This window comes from Rhodococcus sp. 06-1460-1B, from assembly GCF_002258475.1.
Taxonomy (GTDB): Bacteria; Actinomycetota; Actinomycetes; order Mycobacteriales; family Mycobacteriaceae; genus Rhodococcoides; species Rhodococcoides fascians.
Genome location: NZ_NOYS01000046.1, coordinates 40,182 through 58,895, shown reverse-complemented (window position 1 = coordinate 58,895; position 18,714 = coordinate 40,182). Strand labels below are relative to the sequence as shown.

Below are 18,714 nucleotides of genomic sequence, written 5' to 3'. Positions count from 1 at the left end.
GGTTCTTACAACGACCCGCTGTCGATTTGGTCGAAATGTGTTTCATGGTCGGCCCGCGCCAGCAACTAGCGTGATGGGCATCACTCATCCGGTCGAAAGGCGGCGGCATGCGCGACATTCTCGACGACGTGGCCCCGTGGCTGCGCGAACGTGAGCCGTTCGCCCTGGCCACGGTGGTACGTACGTGGCAGTCGTCGCCGCGCCCTGCGGGTGCGGCAATGGCGGTCGCCGCATCCGGTCAGGTCGTCGGCAGCGTTTCCGGGGGCTGCATCGAAGGTGCCCTGTACGAGCTGGCGAACGACGTCCTGGCCGACGGCATGGCCAGGAGCGAGACCTACCGGGTAGCGGACGACGACGCGATCGGCGTCGGCCTCACGTGCGGCGGCACCATCGAGGTGTTCGTTCGTCTCATCGACAGCGACGCGTGCGCGGCACTCGAAGACGTCGCTCGTCTGGTCTCGAGCGGCGAGCCGGTGGCCGTGCTCACCGACCTCACCACCGGGGCCCCGACGCGACAGGCGGTTCTGGGAGCGGAAGCAACCGTCGATCCCGACGGACTCACCGACATCGAGTCCGACGGTTCGAGCGTGAGTCTCGCCGTTCTCGACCGACTACACCGCGGCGAGTCCGGCCTGGACATTCACATCGTCGACGACGGCGCGCGATCCGTCATGGTCGAGGTGTTCGGGCCACCGCCCCGGATGTATGTGTTCGGTGCCATCGATTTCGCCGCCGCGATGTGCCGCCTGGGCACGTTCGCCGGCTTCGCCGTCACCGTCGTCGACGCCCGCCCGGTGTTCGCCACCCGAGCACGATTCCCCGACGCGCACGACGTCGTGGTGGCGTGGCCGCACACGTTCCTCGCTACTGCGCCGGTGGACGAGCGCACCGTCATCACCGTTCTCACCCACGACGAGAAGTTCGACATTCCGCTGCTCGAGGTTGCGCTGCGCAGTGGTGCCGCCTACGTGGGCGCGCTGGGCAGTCGATCTACCCACCGCCGCCGGGTGGAACTGCTCGGCGAGCGCGGGGTGACCGACAGCGAGCTGGGGCGCCTGCACTCCCCCATCGGGCTGGATCTGGGTGCCTCCACTCCACCGGAAACGGCGATCTCCATCGTGGCCGAGATCCTCAAGGTCTCACGGCAGACGACCGGGCTCGAATTGCGAAGTCTCAGTGGGCCGATCCACCGCGATGCTGCTGCCGAGATCGACGCGACATCACCCGTTCGATCGGCCGTCAGGTGCTGACACTGCACGACGAGCGACGCTCGCCCACCACGGAGGTACCGCATACCGTCGAGACCGTCCTGGGCTCGAACCTGCTGGCGCACGCCACGTTGCTCGCCGGTCGCGCCGGCCTCGGCCGGCCGGTACGCAGAATCAATCATGTCGACGACCCCGCCGGCATTCGGTTCTGGATTCGGCCGGGTGACCTGTTGTCCACGACGAGCGAGGCCCTCACGCACCTGACGGAGCCGACGGCAGCGCTGCTGTCCCGAGCGCATTCCCTCGGCGTTGCCGGGATTCTGGTGCGGGTGGACGACGACATCGCCGTTCCGGACAGCGTCGGCGTGAGTGCCGAGACACTGGGCCTGCCGCTGGTTCAGGTCTGCGGCGAACTCGACCCCGGGCACGATCTCACCGCGGGCCTACGCGACAACGCAAAGACGCAGGCACGAGCGATGTTTCGGTCCGAACGTCTGCGCCGGGCATTGACCGACATCACGCTCGCCGGCGGCGGGGTGGCACAACTGGCATTCGCAACCTCGGTCGAATGCGATGTGGCAGTGTCGATCACCACGGTGGACGGACGCGAACTTGCCTCGGCAGGCAGTGACGACGAACTGTCCGCCCTCCGCACCAGCACCGCCCTCGATCCCACCGGAAGACTGCGCACCGACTCCGTCGACGGCGGCCTCGGTCTTCGTTCGCAACAGGGCAATTCGATCGCGGTATGCGCCATTACTGCCAACGGAATCGACCACGGACGCATCGTCCTGTTCTCCTCACGTCGGCCTTTGACGGAATCGGACCTGCACACTGCCGACGCGGCCGCAGGCATGTTGGCGATGGTCGTCACTCGCGATCTCGCGCTGTCAGCAGTCGAGGAGAAACACCGATCGAATTTTCTGCGCGATCTTCTCCTGGGCCGAGGCGGCGAGCACGCACACGCGGTGGCGCATGCTCGACGCTTCGGCTGGGATCTCGGCAGGCCGGTGGTGATCGTCGCGATCGAACCGATCCCACACCTCGACGACGAACCGACGCCCGGCCGCAGGCCACTCGTCGATCGGCAGATGTCGGCTTTCGCAGGGGCTCTGGCACAACGAGATCCGCAGGCCGCCATCGCCGCCCTCGGCACCGAGACCGTCATCATCATGGGCGAACGTCCGACGACGGTCGCGGACGTGCACGAGATCGTCGAACGAGTGCACGGAGACGGCGGCGGTGGTCGGCAACCGTTCACGGTCGGGATTTCGCGTCCGTGCACCACGGTGGCCGACATCCCCAGCAGGTACGGCCAGGCGCGTACCGCGTTGAAGGTCGGCCGGCAGGTATCCGGGGACTGGGCCGTCACCACGTTCGACGAACTCGGCGTGTTCCGACTACTGAGCCTGGTGGACAACGTCGACGAGCTCGAATCGTTCACCCGGGAAACCCTGCACGACCTCGCCGGACACGACGACGAGGCACGCGACATGCGCAGAACGCTGGAGACGTTGCTGGCCACCAACATCAACATCGCCGAAACCGCTCGGGCACTGCACTTTCACTACAACACCTTGCGATACCGAATAACGAAACTCGAAAAGATACTGGGCCCCTTCACCGATCGCGCCGATCTACGCCTGGATCTTTCCCTTGCGCTGAAAATCATGGCCATGCGCGGAACCGACCACCACATGTGACGGACCCGCCATCGAGCGCTTGGCAGATTGCGCTCGTAGCGATTTAGAAATGCGTCAGTAACGTTGCAGGACAATGCTTTACCCATCCCGCGAACCACCCCGGTTCGATACGTTGGAGAAAGGCTCGACATGCCTATCTGGAAGATTCACGGAGACGGAAAGAATGTTCGACCGGGTGACGTCGTCGCGCCGAACGAACGGTTGAACTGGGGCCGCACCATCAGTCTCGGCGGCCAGCATGTGGTGTCGATGTTCGGGGCCACATTCGTCTTCCCCATCATCATGGGACTCAATCCTCAACTCGCCATTCTGATGTCGGGCTTCTGCACCATCTTCTTCCTACTCATGGTCAAGGGCCGCATCCCCAGCTACCTCGGCACGTCCGCGGTGTTCGTCGGCGGTGTCGCGGCCATCCGAGCGCAGGGTGGAACGTCGGCCGAGGTCACCGGTGCCATCCTCGTATCGGGCCTCGTCCTGGCTCTCGCCGGGCTCGCCATCCACTTCATGGGCGGCGGCGTCGTGGTGCGGGTGCTGCCCCCGGTCGTCACCGGTGCGGTAGTCATGTTGATCGGCTTCAATCTCGCGCCCGTCGTCGCCAGCACCTACTGGCCACAGGACCAATGGGTCGCTCTCGCAGTGATGTTCGTGCTCATCGTCATGAGCGTGGCGTTGCGCGGGTTCCTCGGTCGGATCGCAATTCTGCTGTCGCTGGTCTTCGGGTACGCACTGTCCTGGATCCTCGACCTCGTATCCGGGCCCATCACGTCCTACGACGCCACGGCCGGCGAGGTCACCGAGCACTTCCGCGTCAATTGGTCGGGTGTCGAGGCGTCGCAGTGGTTCGGGCTCCCGCCGTTCAGCGACGAGGCCAACGGCATCGTCGGCATTCACGCACCGTCGTTCAGCCTCGCCTTCATCGTGCTCGTCCTCCCGGGTGTCATCGCTCTGATCGCCGAGAACGCAGGACACGTCAAGGCTGTCGCGGAGATGACCGGTGACGATCTCGACCCGATGATGGGCCGGGCACTCGCTGCCGACGGCATCGCAACGGTCATGGCCAGCTCGGTCGGTGGCTCACCGACGACGACCTACGCCGAGAACATCGGCGTCATGGCGGCGACCAAGGTCTATTCGACGGCGGCATACACGGCGGCCGGAATCATCGCCATGATCCTCGGATTCTCGCCGAAGTTCGGCGCGCTGATCTCCGCCACCCCCGGCGGCGTACTCGGCGGTATCACCGTCGTCCTCTACGGCATGATCGGCCTGCTGGGTGCCAAGATCTGGCGCGAGAACGGTGTCGACTTCGGCAACCCGCTCAACATGATGCCGGTTGCCGCGGGTCTGATCATCGCGATCGGCGACACCTCGCTCGTCTTCAGCGATTCGTTCTCGTTGAGCGGCATCTCCCTCGGCACGATCGTCGTTATCGGGCTCTACCACCTGTGCGCTCGCATTGCCCCGGCCCACATGAAGACACCGGTCGACGCGTCGCCTCGGCATCGATCCTCCTCTACCACAGCACGTTCCGACGGCAGCGACGGAGACGGGGTTGCCGGCGAGGTCGACACCCTGAAGCCGTTGCGGTAACGAGCGATTGCAACACTGGGGCGTGACGTTTGTCACCTCTTGACGAAACACTTACAGGCACAGGCAGGCAGGATCGGGATATGAAACCTTCTCCATTGAAATACCATCGGCCGCGGTCGATCGAGGAGGCGTGCCGCATCCTGGCCGAGGTCGACGGCAAGGTGCTGGCCGGCGGTCAGTCCCTCATTCCGATGCTGTCGATGCGCCTGGCCGCTCCCGGGAACCTGATCGACATCACCGGCATCGACGGTCTCGACGACATCACCGGGTCGACCCAGTCGGGCGTCACGTTCGCGGCCCTGGCCACGCACGCGTCGCTCGCGTCGAACCGGGCTGCCGCTCAGACGCAGCCGTTGCTCGGACGGGCACTGCAGTTGGTGGCCCACGCGACCATCCGGAACCGTGGGACCACCGTTGGATCCATCGTGCATGCCGACCCGTCGGCGGAGATGCCTGCCGTCATCCGGTTGCTCGACGGTACGGTGACGGTGCAGTCCGTCCGCGGCCGCCGACAGATCGCGGCGAAGGATCTGTTCCTCGGGCCGCTGGAGTCCTCGCTCGAAACCGACGAGATCGCGATCGCCGCAACGGTTCCCGCCGCCAGATCCGGCGAGGGCACGGCCATCGACGAGGTTGCCCGCCGACACGGTGACTACGCGCTCGTCGGAGTGGCGGCTCGCGTCACCGTTGCCGACAACGCAGTACGCACCGCGCACGTCACGTATGTGTCCGCCGGAGAATTCGGCGAGGTCGTCGACTACACCGATGTCATCGGTGGGGCCTCCGTGTCCGACGCACGTGATCCGAAGTGGAACGCGTTGTCCGAGGACGCACGTCGACGCGTCGAGACCGAGTCCGATATTCACGCCACCGCGGCGTACCGATCCCAACTCGTCGCAGCACTGACCGCACGGGTGGTGATGGCCGCCGCAGTCGACGGCGCGTCGTCCACCTCCACTCACCCGCAGCACGCCGATTCCGGAGTGAACCACTGATGAAGACAACAGATATCGAACAGCAGTTGGACGATCTGATGGCGGAGACCGGTGAACAACACGTACAGGTGACGTTCACGCTCAACGCAACCAAGCAGACGATCGTCGTTCCGGCCCGCACCCTTGCCTCGGACGCCATCCGCCACGACCTTCGTCAGACCGGCACCCACGTGGGATGCGAGCACGGCGTGTGCGGCGCGTGCACGGTGCTCCTCGACGGCAAGCCCGTCCGCGCCTGCCTGATGCTCGCCGCCAGCCTCGAAGGGCAGACCGTCACCACGGTCGAAGGCCTCGTCGAGCCGGACGGCACCCTGCATCCCGTGCAGCAGGCCTTCAAGGACTGCCACGGTCTGCAGTGCGGTTTCTGCACACCGGGATTCGTCACCACCATCGCCGCGTTCCTCGACGAAAACGATTCACCGACGCAGGAGGAGGCCACCGAGGCCATCGCCGGCAACATCTGTCGGTGTACGGGCTATCAGAACATCAAGGCCTCGGTGCTGCGCGCTGCCGAGATCAAACGTGAGCGGGCGGGCGAGTTTCCGCTCGGTCCCGACGACGAGTCGAGTCGTGCCGCACTCGACCGCAAGGTACGCGGATCCACCAGTCCCGTCGGCGGACGGATGGGCCGAGCATGAGCACCACGCGCACCGCACCGCCGCACACTCCCACCAACACCGCTCCCCTGTTCGGCCAGCCGCTGTCGCGGTCGGAGGACGAACGCCTGCTCAGCGGCAAGGGCAAGTATCTCGACGACCTCGGTCACGGCGCGCTGATCGCTGCCTTCGTTCGCTCCCCTCACGCACATGCACGCATCACGGCCATCGACATCGACGACGCGCTGGCCATGCCGGGCGTGCACGCGGTGTACACCTACGACGATCTCGAAGCGGACTCGGCCGAGATGGCCGAAGGGCTGCCGCTGCTGATCCCCCATCCGGCAATCGTGGCTCCACGCAACGGCTTCCCGCTCGCCAAGGACGAGGTCAATCACGTCGGTGAGGCCATCGTCATGGTCATCGCAACGAACCGCTACGTGGCCGAGGATGCCTGTGCGGTCATCGACGTCCGCTACGACATCCTCGAACCCGTGGTCGGCATCGACACCGCGCGCGTCGCGGCTCGGCGAGTACACGACGACGTTCCGGACAACGTGGCCGCGCACCTCCAGCACGGTTTCGGAGACATCGACGCCGAACTGGCCGCTGCACCACACCGCATCACCCTCGACCTGAACATCGAGCGTTCGGCGGCGATGCCGATGGAGGGCAAAGGCGTCTACGCGCGCTGGGACAGCGACGAAGAGACCCTGACCTTCTGGTCGTCCACGCAGACCTCCACGTCGGTGCGCGCGGCCGTCGCGGCGCGACTCGGCATGGCAATGAACAAGATTCACTGCATCGCCCCGGACGTCGGTGGCGGCTTCGGCGTCAAGATCATGCACCCGTGGCCGGAGGAGGTCATGGTGACGTGGGCAGCCAGGCAGCTCGGCCGCGCCGGCATCTCCAACGAGGTCAAGTGGGTCGAGGACCGCCGCGAGCATTTCATCTCGAGTGCGCACGAACGTGCACAGGTCCAAGAGGTCACCCTCGGTTTCGACGACGAGGGACGGCTGCTGGCGTTCGACTTCACCGTCTGGCACGACAACGGCGCATACCTGCCGTACGGCATCATCGTGCTGATCAACACCGCGACGCAGGTACTCGGGCCCTACAAGCCGGTCTCGTTCCGCTGCAACGGTTATTCGCTGTACACCAACACCGTCATCGTCATTCCGTATCGCGGAGCAGGCCGCCCGCAGGGTGTATTCGCGATGGAACGCTCGATGGATGCCATCGCCCAATACCTCGGCAAGGACCGCCTCGAGGTCCGCGAGAAGAACCTGATCCGGCCCGAGGAGATGCCCTACGACTTCGGATTGATGTTCCAGGACGGTCGACCGTTGATCTACGACACCGGCGACTACCAGGCCGGGATCGACAAGCTCAAGGCGCTGATCGACTGGGACGGCTTCCCCGAATACAAGAAGCAGGCCGCAGCTCAGGGCCGCACCGTCGGCATCGGTGTCGGTGCCTACGTGGAAGGCACCGGCCCGGGGCCGTACGAGGGCGCGCACGTGCTCATCGAGAACTCGGGAAAGATCAAGGGCGCAACGGGTCTGACGACTCAGGGCCAGGGCCATCAGACGACGTTCGCGCAGATCGTCGCCGATGATCTGGGTGTCTCCATCGCCGACGTCGAGATCACCACCGGCGACACTCGTCGATTCGGCTATGCCGTCGGCACATTCGCCTCCCGCGGAGCGGTGATGTCGGGCTCGGCATTCCACGTGGCCGCGCAGATGGTCGCCGAGAAAGCGAAGATCATCGCCGGCCGCGCCCTCGATCTCGACCCCGTCGAGCTGGAACTACGCGGCGGCTACGTGTGCAAGATCGGCACCGAACCCGGAGCAGAGGGCACGTCTATCTCCCTCGGTGTGGTTGCCGTACTGTCCAATCCGCTGCGCTACGCCTTCGACAAGGAGTCGAGGCAGGCCACCGGATTCGCCAAGCTGGACACCGACATGACCATCCCGCCGGTGCCGGAGGGCGAGCAGCCGGGCCTCGAAGCCACCGGTTACTACTCTCCCCCGCGCTCGACCTTCGCGTCAGGCATCCACGCGGCGATCGTGGAGACCGATCGGGTGACGGCCGAGATCCACGTCGAGCGGTATGCGGTGGTGCACGACTGCGGCAACGTCATCAACCCTCGGATCGTCGAGGGTCAGATTCACGGCGGTGTCGCCCAGGGAATCGGCGGTGCGTTGTACGAGAAGATCGCCTACGACGAGCACGGGCAGCTGCTGAACGCCTCGTTCATGGATTTCCTCATGCCGTTCGTCACCGAGGTTCCCGAGACCATCGAGATGGACCACACCGTCACCCCGTCCGGGCTCAATCCGTTGGGCATGAAGGGTGCCGGCGAAGCAGGCGTCATCCCCACCAGTGCCGTGATCGCGGCCGCCGTCGAAGACGCCGAGGGCTTCTCGATCACCTCGATGCCCATTTCACCGTCCGACCTGTACGAGCTGCGGCTGACCCACGCGGTCGCCCAGCCAACCGAGGAGATTTCATGAGAATCGCAGGAACCGCAACGCTGGCCGCACCGCCCGCCGAGGTCTACGACAGCATGCAGGACGGCCGAGTATTGGCCGCGACCATCCCCGGAGTGCAATCGCTCGAGCAGTTGAGCGATGATCACTACAAGCTCTCGATCACCGCAGGCGTCGCGGCCATCAAGGGCACCTACGACGGTGAAGTGGTGCTCTCGCAACAGAACCGGCCGGAGTCGTTCGTCATGACCGCCTCCGGTGCCGGCGCACCGGGCACGGTGCGCGCCGACGTCACCATCAAGCTCGAGCCCACCGAGGGCGGCGGCACGATGCTCAGCTACGACGCCGACGCCGTGGTCGGCGGAATGGTCGGCGGGGTCGGTCAGCGCATGATCACCGGTGTCGCCAAGAAGATGGCGGGGGTTTTCTTCAACGGCCTCGACGGCGTCATCGCCAACGGGGTGCCGGAGGCCGCTGCTGCGCCCGCGGAGGTATCAGCCAGCGATTCCGTCACCACCCCCACTGCCCCGCCCGTCGCCGCCGGGCGCGCTGTGAGTGCCGGTGCACCCGTCGCTGCGCAGTCCGTCCGCGGCACACTGCTGGCCGCCGCAGCCGGCGCAGGCTTCGCACTGGCCGGAGTCGTGTTGGGCGGACTGCTCACTCGCTCGTCCTGTCACCGGTAGCTCCGCGCCGTCACGGCTCACGACAAAGGCCGCTCATCCCAACCATCGGGGGTGAGCGGCCTTTGTCGTTGCAAGTACTGCCAATTCGACGCCGGTGCAGGGCGCGCGAAGCTCAAATGCTCGGCCGGAGTTTGGCACCTTGTGCCAAAGATACTGAGACGCAGAACGGGTCGAATGTGAGTACACGTCAGGTACCCGCCGATCCGATCAACGGACGCGTGGCCTACGAACCATATCGAGGAGGAAGCGTGGAACCACGAAAGATTCGGGTCGGTATCGACACCGGTGGCACATTCACCGACGTCGTGGCAGTGGACGAGGAGTCGGGAGCCATGGTGACCACCAAGACTCCGTCGACGCCGAGTGATCCGGCCGAGGGATTTTTGACCGGCATCGACAAGGTACTCCGCCAGCTCGGCGTATCCGGCGATTCGCTCAGCGCCGTCAGCCACGGCACCACCGTCGCTACCAACAAGCTGCTCGAAGGCAAGGTGGAGAACCTGGGGTTCATCACCACCGAAGGCTACGAGCACGTACTCGAGATCGCGCGCCAGTCGGTACCCGACGGCTACGGCAACTCGTACTTCTGGGTCAAGCCCGATCGCATCGTGCCCGCGCACCGCGTCCGCACAATCCGCGGCCGGCTCTCGTTCGACGGCAACGAGATTCGCCCTCTCAACGACGACGACGTACGCGCGGCAGCAGCATTCTTCAAGGCAGAGGGCGTCAAGACCCTCGGCGTGTGCCTGGTGCACTCCTATGCCAACCCCGATCACGAGCAGCGTGTCCGCGACATCCTGCTCGAGGAATACCCCGAGGCGACGGTCTCCATCTCCACCGAGGTACTGCGTGAGTACCGCGAATTCGAGCGCGCCATCACCACATTGGTCGACGCGGCCGTGAAGCCGAACATTCGGAGCTACGTCAACAACATCGCGAACCGCCTGCGTGAGTTCGCCACCGAATCCGGTGATGCACGCGACGTGCCGTTCTACGTGATGAAGTCCAACGGTGGCGTCCTCTCCGCCAAAGAGGTTGTGCACCAGCCCATCACCACCGTGCTCTCCGGGCCGGCCGCCGGCGCGCTGGGTGCGGCCCTGGTGGCCAGCGCTGCAGGCGTCGAACAGGTGTTGACCTGCGACGGCGGCGGCACTTCCACCGACGTGACCGTCGTGGTCCGCGGCGAGCCCGCGCTCACCACCGAGGGACGCGTCGGCAACTACCCGTCGAAGATCCCGATGATCGACGTCGTCACCGTCGGCGCGGGCGGCGGCTCGATCGCCTGGATGACACCCGAGGGAACGCTGCGCGTCGGGCCGCATTCTGCCGGAGCCGATCCCGGCCCCATGTGTTACGGCAACGGTGGGTCCGCTCCCACCATCACCGATGCCCACGTTCTGCTCGGCCGCATTCCTCCTCACCTGCTCGGCGGCGAGATCCCGCTCGATACCGATCTGGCGCGCAAGGGCATCGAAGACCTCGCGCATCAGCTCTCGCTCGAAGTCGAGGCCTGTGGCACCGGCATCCTCGAGGTGTCGGCCTGGAACCAGGCCAATGCGCTGCGGCAGATCTCGGTCAAGCGTGGTCTCGACGTTCGCGACTTCACGCTCGTCACGTTCGGCGGCTCCGGCTCGCTGCTGGCCTGCCGCCTGGTGGACATCCTGGGTCTGAAAGATGTTCTGGTACCCCTCAACCCGGGCAACGTGTCGGCGTTCGGTTTGCTGACCGTCGACGTGCGCAACGACTACGTGCAGACGCATGTCAGCCGGCACGACCGTCTGCGCGTCGAGGATCTGGAATCGGAGCTGGCCGTGCTGGCCTCTCGGGCCGACGAGGCGCTCGCCGGTGAGGGCTTTGCGGCCGAGGATCGTCGCTACGCACGCTCGGCCGATCTGCGCTACTTCGGTCAGGCCTTCGAGGTGCGTGTCCCGATCGCCGACGGCGAGATCACCCAGGCGAGCATCGATCAGGCCGCCGAGGCCTTCCACGAAGCGCACCGCGAGCTGTACGGCTACGACTTCCGCGGCGATCAGAGTCAGTTCGTCGAGTGGGTCAACCTGCGGGTCAGCGGTATCGGCCCCATCAAGCGCCCCGTGCTGTCGGAGATCGCCGCCGGCACCGGAGCCGAAAGTGCCCGCACCGGAACGCGTCAGGCGTACTTCGACGGCTGGCACGAGACCGCGATCTACAGCCGTGCGGATCTCGGAGCCGGTGACACGATCACCGGACCGGCCGTCATCGAAGAATTCAGCTCCACCGTGCCGATCGATCCGGGCTTCTCCGCCCGCATCGACACGTTCGGCAACGTCCGCATCACCCGCACTCTCGACTCGAACGGAGCGAACTGATGACCGTCATCGACATGGTGAACAACAAGCCCTACCGGCTCTCTCCGGTCGACGCGCCTGCGCCTGATCCCGTTCTCGTCGAGATCGTGGCCGGCTACCTCGCAAGCGTCGAAATGGAAGTGGAGACGGCCATTTCGCGGACGTCGCGGTCCCCGATGATTCGTGACGCCCACGATTTCCGCGCCGGAATCCACGACCGCAATCTGCGCAAGCTGACGGGGCGTTCCTACTCCGCGCTGGTGCATCCGGTTGCCCGCGACTTCCCGCTGGAGACCATGAAGCCGGGTGACGTCTACTTCCACAACGACGTCTATCTCTCCGAGGGTGGCATCGGCCACCTGCCTGATCTCTGTGTCACGGTGCCGGTGTTCGCGACGAAGCCCGGCGACACCGAGCCGTCGGTCGTTGCTTTCGTGCAGGCCTTCGGCCATCACGACGACATCGGCGGCTGCTGCCCCGGCTCCATGCCGTCCGGTGCCACCACCGTGTACGAAGAGGGCCTGATGGTTCCGCCGATCAAGCTGTGGGATCAGGGCGTACCCAACCAGGCTGCATTGACGATCATGACGCGCAACTCGCGCATGCCCGACGCGTTGGCCGCCGATCTCGACGCCGAATGCTCGGCGTGCCTCATGGGTGCCCGGCGTATGACGGAGCTGTACGAGCGCTACGGCGTCGATACCGTCGAGGCGTGCTTCGACTCGATGATGGATGCCACCACCGAGATCTACCGTCGCGAGATCCTGAGCAAGATCCCCAAGGGTGAATACACCTGGGAGGACTACGCCGAGCACGACGGCGTCGACGAGCCCATGTTGCACGTTCAGCGGATCACGCTCACCAAGACCGGTCCGGAGGACGAGCGCGGCGAGCGACTCATCCTCGACTTCACCGGCACCGGACCGCAGGCCAAGGGCCCGATCAACCACTGTGGTGATTACGCCGACGGCAACTTCCTGGCCAAATGGCTTGCGCCGGTGCTCCGCAACCTCGCGGACTCCCCCGAGCGCATGGCCGAGCTCGACGTCAACGAGGGCGTCATCCCGCTGATCGAGATGAAGTTCCCCGAGAAGGGCACGCTCATCACCCCGATCTTCCCGGCCCCGACCAACGCTCGTACGTTCGTCATCCTGCGTCTGCTCGGTGTGCTCGCCGGCGTCGTGGCAAAAGCTGTGGACGGCAACATGCCTGCCGATCAGGAAACCATCCGCTACACGGGCGTGTACGGCGACGACTTCGACGGCAACTCGTACCTCATGCGTGAGGTGCTCGGTGGCGGCTCCGGTGGACGGCATTACGCGGACGGTGAAGACACCATCCACGTTGTGCCCGATTCGCGGAACCTGCCGACCGAGTTCACCGAGAGCCGCTTCCCGTTCATCGTCGAAAAGCTGGGACTGGCCAAGGATTCCGGCGGTGCCGGACGCTACCGCGGCGGCCTCGGTTACGAGAAGCACATCCGCATGCTCAAGGATGCGCATTTCATGTCCATCGCCGACCGTTCGATTCTCGCGTGCTGGGGCGTCAAGGGCGGCAAGGCCGGCGGATCGTTCTCGGTAACGCTGAATCCGGGCCAGCCCAACGAGCGTGAGTTCGACGCGTTGACGGATGCCGAGCCGATCCTGGCGGGCGACACCATCCGTATCCGCACGACGGGTGGCGGCGGCTGGGGCGATCCCCTGGAACGTCCCATCGAATCGGTGGAACAGGACGTGCTGTGGGGCAAAGTGTCTCGCGAGTTCGCGGCCACGGACTACGGCGTCGTGATTGCCGAGGGCACAGCGACCGCGGATGTCGAGGCATCGGAGAAGCTCCGCGCGGAGATGCGCAATGCACGCGGACTCGATGAGCCGTTCTTCGATCGTGGGCCGGGCTACGAACGCCTCTCCGGCGGCGCGAAGTTCGCCGAGTACGACTTCATCGATCGCTGAGATTCGCTGATGGCGCTCACTTTTTCCCGTGGCACCGACATCGCGATCCTCGGTGCCACGGGTAAGACCGGAAGAGCCGTCGCAGATGCACTCGACGGCATTGCACTGGTGCGGCGGCTGAGCCGTTCAGCGCCGGATTATCCGGTGGACTTGGAGACCGGTGAAGGCCTTACCGAGGCCTTCACCGGGTGCCGTGGGGTGTATTTCATTGCGCCCAATGTGCATCCGGACGAGCCGGCTCTAGTCTTGCGGGCGCTGGACGCGGCGGCGTCCGCCGGAGTGGACCACGTCGTCTACCACTCGGTGGCGTGGCCCTACAGCCCGAGGATGCCGCATCACATGGACAAGGCCCGCTGCGAGGAAGCGCTACGTGCTTTCAGTTCGGAGCGGGGCTTGCGCTGGACCATCCTGCAGCCGTGCGCCTATGCACAGAACTTTGAGGCGGTTCTGGACGGGACTGTTGCCGATCTTGCTGTGCCCTACAGCCTGGACACCACGTTCTCGTTCATCAGCCTCGACGATGTGGCCGAGGTGGCAGCCCGGATTCTGGTCGAGGGTGCGGACATTCACCACGGATCGACGTACGAGCTCGGCGGACCGGAGATGCTGAGCGTCAAAGACCTGATTCGTCTGGTCGAGACGATGACCGGTCGGGCGGTGTCGGTGAAGTCCATCGGTGTCGACGAGTGGATGAGCCTTCACGGCACCGGTTTGAGTTCCGATGCGCAACAGCGTCTCTCGGCCATGTTCGAGTACTACAACGGTCGCGATTTTCTCGCCAGCGGGGTTGTCACCGCTGCTCTGCTGGGTAGATCGCCGACGCCGATTCGCGCTCTGATTCGCTAGGACGGATCGCCCCTTGGCAATCTCGCGACGCGTGATCGACTGTCGACGCGCACAATGTTCACAGTTCGTAGACGCCTAGGAGGAACCGTGACCGATCCCGCACGCACCGATGAGTACTTTCTCGGCCTCGCCATCGAGCAGGCACAGATCGGCTGGGAGGAGGGCGGCGTTCCCATCGGCGCGGCACTCGTGCACGACGGCGAAGTACTGGCGGTGGGACGGAACCGACGCGTGCAGATGGACAGCGCAATTCGTCATGGCGAAACCGACTGCATCGAGCGAGCGGGGCGACTACCGGCTTCGGTGTACCGCAAATCCGTTCTCTACACCACCCTGTCCCCGTGCTTCATGTGCGCGGGAACCGCATTGCTGTACGAGATTCCGCGAATCGTCATCGGCGAGAACCGCTCGTTCGAGATGTCGGAGAGTCTGTTGCGCGAGCATGGAGTACAGCTCGACGTCGTCGACGACCCCGCCTGTCTGCAGCTCATGGAACGCATGTTGGCGGAGCGCCCAGGCCTGTGGCTCGAAGACATCGGCGAGGAGGCATGAGCAACCGAGCCGATCACGAGTCCACCGCACAAAAGGCCGACGAACCGGTCGACCTGGACTACCCCGTCACGCCCGTGCCCCGCACTGCCCGCAAGCCGTTCTTCTCGTTGGCCATCGTTCTGCTGGGCTTCACCATCTTCACGCCGACAATGCTGGCCGGTGCTGCGCTCGGCACGGCGTTCAGTTTCTGGACCCTCATCCTGGTGATCGTCGCCGGCTCGGCGATTCTGGGCGCGTACGTGGCCATGATGGGATTTGCCGGTGCACGTACAGGTTTGACGACCGTGCTCATGGCGCGTTACAGCTTCGGCTCCCGCGGATCCAAGCTCGCGTCGTTGCTCCTCGGTGGTACGCAGATTGGTTGGTATGGCGTCATCATCGGCACCATCGGTGAGCTCACCTCGCAGGCATTGGGCTGGGAGTCCTATGCCGCGCGGGCGGCGGTCATGATCGGTGCGAGCATCCTCATGTGCATCACCGCCTGCTACGGATACCGCGGGATGTACTGGGTCTCGGTCGTGTCGACGCCATTGATTATTGCCTTGGCGTGTTGGGTGGTCTCCCGCTCTCTCGACGAGGTCGGTGGGTTCTCCGGTCTGACGTCGATCGCACCCACGACGACCATGACGGTCACGCTCGCCATCACGACGGTCGTCGGCACTTTCGTCTCCGCGGGGACACAGGCACCCAATTGGACTCGATTCGCACGATCCGGGTCGCAAGCGGCGTGGGCGTGCATCATCGGGTTCCTTCTCGGCAACGGAATGATGATTCTGTTCGGAGCGATCGGAGCAATCACCTTCGGTGAGGGCGATTTCGTTCTGGTTCTCTACAACCTGGGACTCGTCGGCTGGGGCCTGATTCTGCTCTTCGGTAACCTGTGGAAGAGCAACGCCGACACCGCCTATGCCTTCGGAGTTGCCGGCGCAGAGATGTTTCGGCATCCCCGCAAGGCACCGTTCATCATCGGCGGCTGCGTAATCGGAACCCTGCTCGCGCTCGTCGGTGTGCACAATCATCTGGTCGACTACCTGAGTTTGCTCGGTACCTTCATTCCTCCGTTGGGCGGTGTTCTCATTGGAGACTTCCTGTGCCGCTGGCGTCGGGGTATCCCCGAGGGGCACACTCCCCCGCTCGTGCACTGGCGACATCTCGCGGTGTACGCCTTTGCCGCATTCCTTGCTTGGCTGTCCGGGGAACTCGACATCGGAATCCCGCCGTTGATCGGCATCATCGTCGCCATCGCACTGACGGTGGTTCTGCATCGACGCGCCGCTGCGTCAGCACATGGCTCCCTGGCCGTTTAGGGTTGTCGACACGACTGTCAACCCCGACGCCAGTGTTGGTCGAAAGAGGTGGCCGAAACCGATGATCATCACCGGGCTGTTCTTCGCCGAGTACGCGCGAGTCAGCGAAGACATGCTGGACATTCTCGGCGGTGTCTGGGATACCTGCACGGTCCCTCGCGACACCCGCATGCTCGAATGCCGTCTGGTCGCGCTGCTACAGACCGGACCCGACGACATCGGTAAGGACTTCCCCACGACGCTCGAAGTGCTCGACGCGAAGGGCGAACACATCGTCAATCAGCGGGGCCTCCAGATCCCCGGCGCCGGCTTCACCGGCGAGAATCGATTCTGGTTCCTGCCGATGCAGATGGTCTTCCGGGACGAAGGACGGCACAACTTCATCCTCAGCGCCGGCGGGGCCACAGCGAGTGTCGGGCTTCGCATCGCCTTCGGCTGACGTCAGTTGTTGATCGTCTCCCGCGCGGCACCGCGCTCCACCACTCGACGAGCAGTTCGGGCCACAGCCTCGTCGATCAGGAATCCCTTGCTGTCGACGGCCACTCCTGAGGTGGCACGTTCCAAGTCGGCCAACAGTTGCTCTGCCTCCAGAACTTCCGACTCCGACGGCACGAACACCGTTCGCACAGGCCCGAGTTGAGCCGGATGAATACACGCACGCCCGACAAAACCGAGACCGGCCAAAGTGCGGGTATCGGCCTCGAACGCTTCGGCATCGCGGAAGTTTCGCGACACCGCAGCAGGCGGTGGATCGATCCCCGCCGCGACGCTGGCCGCCACCACCTGAGCACGCACGAACGACAATGACTCCGCGGAACCGTCGACGCCGAGATCGGCGGCCAGGTCCACTTCCCCGATTTGGAGAAACTTGACCCGAGGCGCGCGGGCAATCTCGAGAGCGGCAAACACTCCGGCGGCCGTCTCGATCAGTGGCGAGACCACGACGCCGCTCGCACCGAGAAGTGCGTCGGCCTGCTCTATCTCCCGAGCAGACGACACCTTCGGCAACCAGATACCGGTCAGATTGGGGTGCAACACCGCGCGAATATCGCTCTCCTGCAACGCCCCAGGATTGACACGCACCCAGATCTGCACGTCACCCGGCTCGCAGGAGGCAACCCACGCGGCCACCGTCGCACGCGCATGGTCCTTGTTCGCCGCAGTGACGGCGTCCTCGAGATCCAACACCACCGCGTCGGTACCCGAATTCAGCGCCTTGTCGAACCGCTCCGGCACATCCCCCGGGACGTAGAGGTACGTCAGAGCGGTCCTCATCCGATGACGCCCGTGCCCGCTACGAGGGACTTGGCAATGACGGTGCGCATGATGTCGTTGGTGCCCTCACCGATGGCCATGAGAGGCGCATCGCGGTAGAGACGTTCGACGACGAACTCGGTGGAGTATCCGTAGCCACCGTGGATGCGCATCGCTTCGAGGCTGGCGGTGATGGCGGCCTCGGACGCGAAGTACTTCGCCATGCCCGCTTCCATGTCCACGCGCTTACCCGAATCCGCCTGCGACGCCGCCCAGTACGTCATCAAGCGTGCGGCCTGCAGCTGGGTCGCGATGTCGGCAATCTTGAGCTGGATGGCCTGGAACTCGGCGATGGGCTGACCGAATGCGGTGCGCTGCTTGGCGTATTCGAGGGCGGCGTCGTAGGCAGCCTGCGCGATGCCGACGCTGCGGCCGGCGATGTTGAGACGGCCGATCTCGAGACCCGACAGTGCCTGCTGCAGACCGCGACCCTCGACGCCACCGAGCACTGCGTCGACGGGGACCCGTACGTCGGTGAACGTGATCTCGCACGATTCGGTGCCCTTGTAGCCGAGCTTGCCCATGTCGCGCTGCACCTCGAACCCGTCGGTCGTGGTGTCGATCAGTAGCAGCGACATTCCCTTGTGCGCGGGCGTCGTGGTGGTGTCGGTCTTGACCAGTACCGGAAGCACATTCGCGTGGCGCGCGTTGGTGATCCACGTCTTCGCACCGTTGACGACGTAGTGGTCGCCGTCGCGCTTGGCGGTGGTCTTGATGCCCTGCAGGTCGGTTCCGGCACCGGGCTCGGTCAGGCCGACTCCCGTACGCCATTCACCGGTCGCAAGCTTGGGCAGCAGTGTCTTCTTCTGCTCGTCGGTACCGTGCTTGCCGATCATCCAGCACGAGAGGTTGTGGCTGCCGAGAATTCCGGCGACACCCATCCATCCGCGGGCGAGTTCCTCGTACACCAAAGTGAACGAGACCTTGTCGAGGTCGAGGCCGCCGTACTCCTCCGGGGTCGTGATGCCGAACAGGCCCATGGCCTTCATGTGCTCGACGATCTCGGTGGGGTATCGGCCCGTCTTCTCCCACTCGTTGGCGACCGGGATGATTTCCTTGTCGACGAAGGTGCGCAATGCTTTGCGGAAGGCCGTCTGCTGCTCGTCGTACGTGAAGTCCATGATGATGTCCTGTCGATTGGGGTGT

The 18,714-nt window shown here is 64.9% G+C and carries 15 protein-coding genes; 13 read left to right on the top strand and 2 right to left on the bottom strand.

All coding sequences use genetic code 11. The annotated features are described in order from the left end of the window. Nucleotides 1-107: 107 nt before the first annotated feature. The 13 genes from CH268_RS27350 (at nt 108) to CH268_RS27290 (ending at nt 16,693) form a co-directional block, all read left to right on the top strand. Nucleotides 108-1,250, top strand: coding sequence for an XdhC family protein (locus CH268_RS27350; protein ID WP_094666514.1), 1,143 nt, complete (start codon nt 108-110; stop codon nt 1,248-1,250). Further along, on the top strand, nt 1,244-2,911 hold the full coding sequence (locus tag CH268_RS27345) for a helix-turn-helix domain-containing protein (protein ID WP_094666512.1): 1,668 nt from the start codon (nt 1,244-1,246) through the stop codon (nt 2,909-2,911). Before CH268_RS27350 ends, CH268_RS27345 begins: the two co-directional genes overlap by 7 nt. 129 nt (nt 2,912-3,040) lie before the next feature. Beyond that, nucleotides 3,041-4,501 (top strand): uracil-xanthine permease family protein, encoded by a 1,461-nt coding sequence (locus CH268_RS27340; protein WP_045840797.1) that lies wholly within the window; start codon nt 3,041-3,043, stop codon nt 4,499-4,501. Between the two features lie 80 nt (nt 4,502-4,581). Beyond that, nucleotides 4,582-5,496: an FAD binding domain-containing protein gene (locus tag CH268_RS27335; RefSeq protein ID WP_094666510.1), complete on the top strand. Its 915-nt coding sequence runs from the start codon at nt 4,582-4,584 to the stop codon at nt 5,494-5,496. Continuing rightward, the gene (locus tag CH268_RS27330; protein ID WP_027497753.1) at nt 5,496-6,134 is read left to right on the top strand and encodes a (2Fe-2S)-binding protein; all 639 of its coding nucleotides are present in this window, start codon (nt 5,496-5,498) and stop codon (nt 6,132-6,134) included. Before CH268_RS27335 ends, CH268_RS27330 begins: the two co-directional genes overlap by 1 nt. Next, nucleotides 6,131-8,611 carry an aerobic carbon-monoxide dehydrogenase large subunit gene (gene cutA, locus CH268_RS27325; RefSeq protein ID WP_094666508.1) on the top strand — a complete coding sequence of 827 codons (2,481 nt, stop codon included), beginning with the start codon at nt 6,131-6,133 and terminating at the stop codon, nt 8,609-8,611. Before CH268_RS27330 ends, cutA begins: the two co-directional genes overlap by 4 nt. Beyond that, nucleotides 8,608-9,270 carry an SRPBCC family protein gene (locus tag CH268_RS27320; RefSeq protein WP_094666506.1) on the top strand — a complete coding sequence of 221 codons (663 nt, stop codon included), beginning with the start codon at nt 8,608-8,610 and terminating at the stop codon, nt 9,268-9,270. Before cutA ends, CH268_RS27320 begins: the two co-directional genes overlap by 4 nt. 248 nt (nt 9,271-9,518) lie before the next feature. Next, nucleotides 9,519-11,618, top strand: a complete 2,100-nt coding sequence (locus CH268_RS27315) for a hydantoinase/oxoprolinase family protein (protein ID WP_094666552.1) — start codon at nt 9,519-9,521, stop codon at nt 11,616-11,618. After that, the gene (locus tag CH268_RS27310) at nt 11,618-13,549 is read left to right on the top strand and encodes a hydantoinase B/oxoprolinase family protein (RefSeq protein ID WP_032389507.1); all 1,932 of its coding nucleotides are present in this window, start codon (nt 11,618-11,620) and stop codon (nt 13,547-13,549) included. Before CH268_RS27315 ends, CH268_RS27310 begins: the two co-directional genes overlap by 1 nt. Before the next feature lie 9 nt (nt 13,550-13,558). Continuing rightward, nucleotides 13,559-14,395, top strand: a complete 837-nt coding sequence (locus CH268_RS27305; protein WP_094666504.1) for an SDR family oxidoreductase — start codon at nt 13,559-13,561, stop codon at nt 14,393-14,395. 87 nt (nt 14,396-14,482) lie between these two features. After that, complete coding sequence (locus CH268_RS27300) at nt 14,483-14,947, top strand: nucleoside deaminase (RefSeq protein WP_217900947.1); 465 nt, start codon at nt 14,483-14,485, stop codon at nt 14,945-14,947. Beyond that, nucleotides 14,944-16,254, top strand: a complete 1,311-nt coding sequence (gene codB / locus CH268_RS27295; protein ID WP_094666500.1) for a cytosine permease — start codon at nt 14,944-14,946, stop codon at nt 16,252-16,254. The genes CH268_RS27300 and codB overlap by 4 nt, the downstream gene beginning before the upstream one ends. A gap of 61 nt (nt 16,255-16,315) precedes the next feature. Continuing rightward, nucleotides 16,316-16,693, top strand: coding sequence for a DUF6941 family protein (locus CH268_RS27290; RefSeq protein WP_094666498.1), 378 nt, complete (start codon nt 16,316-16,318; stop codon nt 16,691-16,693). Between the two features lie 2 nt (nt 16,694-16,695). Here CH268_RS27290 and CH268_RS27285 read toward each other — a convergent pair whose 3' ends face one another. Further along, nucleotides 16,696-17,529: an HpcH/HpaI aldolase/citrate lyase family protein gene (locus CH268_RS27285; protein ID WP_057474841.1), complete on the bottom strand. Its 834-nt coding sequence runs from the start codon at nt 17,527-17,529 to the stop codon at nt 16,696-16,698. Continuing rightward, nucleotides 17,526-18,689: an acyl-CoA dehydrogenase family protein gene (locus CH268_RS27280; RefSeq protein ID WP_032384865.1), complete on the bottom strand. Its 1,164-nt coding sequence runs from the start codon at nt 18,687-18,689 to the stop codon at nt 17,526-17,528. Before CH268_RS27280 ends, CH268_RS27285 begins: the two co-directional genes overlap by 4 nt. Nucleotides 18,690-18,714 lie beyond the last annotated feature (25 nt).

What these genes read in the sequence shown, in the direction of transcription:
- CH268_RS27350 (WP_094666514.1), top strand. Translation starts at nt 108, where the DNA reads ATGCGCGACATTCTCGACGACGTGGCCCCGTGGCTGCGCGAACGTGAG.
- CH268_RS27340 (WP_045840797.1), top strand. Translation starts at nt 3,041, where the DNA reads ATGCCTATCTGGAAGATTCACGGAGACGGAAAGAATGTTCGACCGGGT.
- CH268_RS27335 (WP_094666510.1), top strand. Translation starts at nt 4,582, where the DNA reads ATGAAACCTTCTCCATTGAAATACCATCGGCCGCGGTCGATCGAGGAG.
- CH268_RS27330 (WP_027497753.1), top strand. Translation starts at nt 5,496, where the DNA reads ATGAAGACAACAGATATCGAACAGCAGTTGGACGATCTGATGGCGGAG.
- cutA (WP_094666508.1), top strand. Translation starts at nt 6,131, where the DNA reads ATGAGCACCACGCGCACCGCACCGCCGCACACTCCCACCAACACCGCT.
- CH268_RS27320 (WP_094666506.1), top strand. Translation starts at nt 8,608, where the DNA reads ATGAGAATCGCAGGAACCGCAACGCTGGCCGCACCGCCCGCCGAGGTC.
- CH268_RS27310 (WP_032389507.1), top strand. Translation starts at nt 11,618, where the DNA reads ATGACCGTCATCGACATGGTGAACAACAAGCCCTACCGGCTCTCTCCG.
- CH268_RS27305 (WP_094666504.1), top strand. Translation starts at nt 13,559, where the DNA reads ATGGCGCTCACTTTTTCCCGTGGCACCGACATCGCGATCCTCGGTGCC.
- codB (WP_094666500.1), top strand. Translation starts at nt 14,944, where the DNA reads ATGAGCAACCGAGCCGATCACGAGTCCACCGCACAAAAGGCCGACGAA.
- CH268_RS27290 (WP_094666498.1), top strand. Translation starts at nt 16,316, where the DNA reads ATGATCATCACCGGGCTGTTCTTCGCCGAGTACGCGCGAGTCAGCGAA.
- CH268_RS27285 (WP_057474841.1), bottom strand. Translation starts at nt 17,529, where the DNA reads ATGAGGACCGCTCTGACGTACCTCTACGTCCCGGGGGATGTGCCGGAG.
- CH268_RS27280 (WP_032384865.1), bottom strand. Translation starts at nt 18,689, where the DNA reads ATGGACTTCACGTACGACGAGCAGCAGACGGCCTTCCGCAAAGCATTG.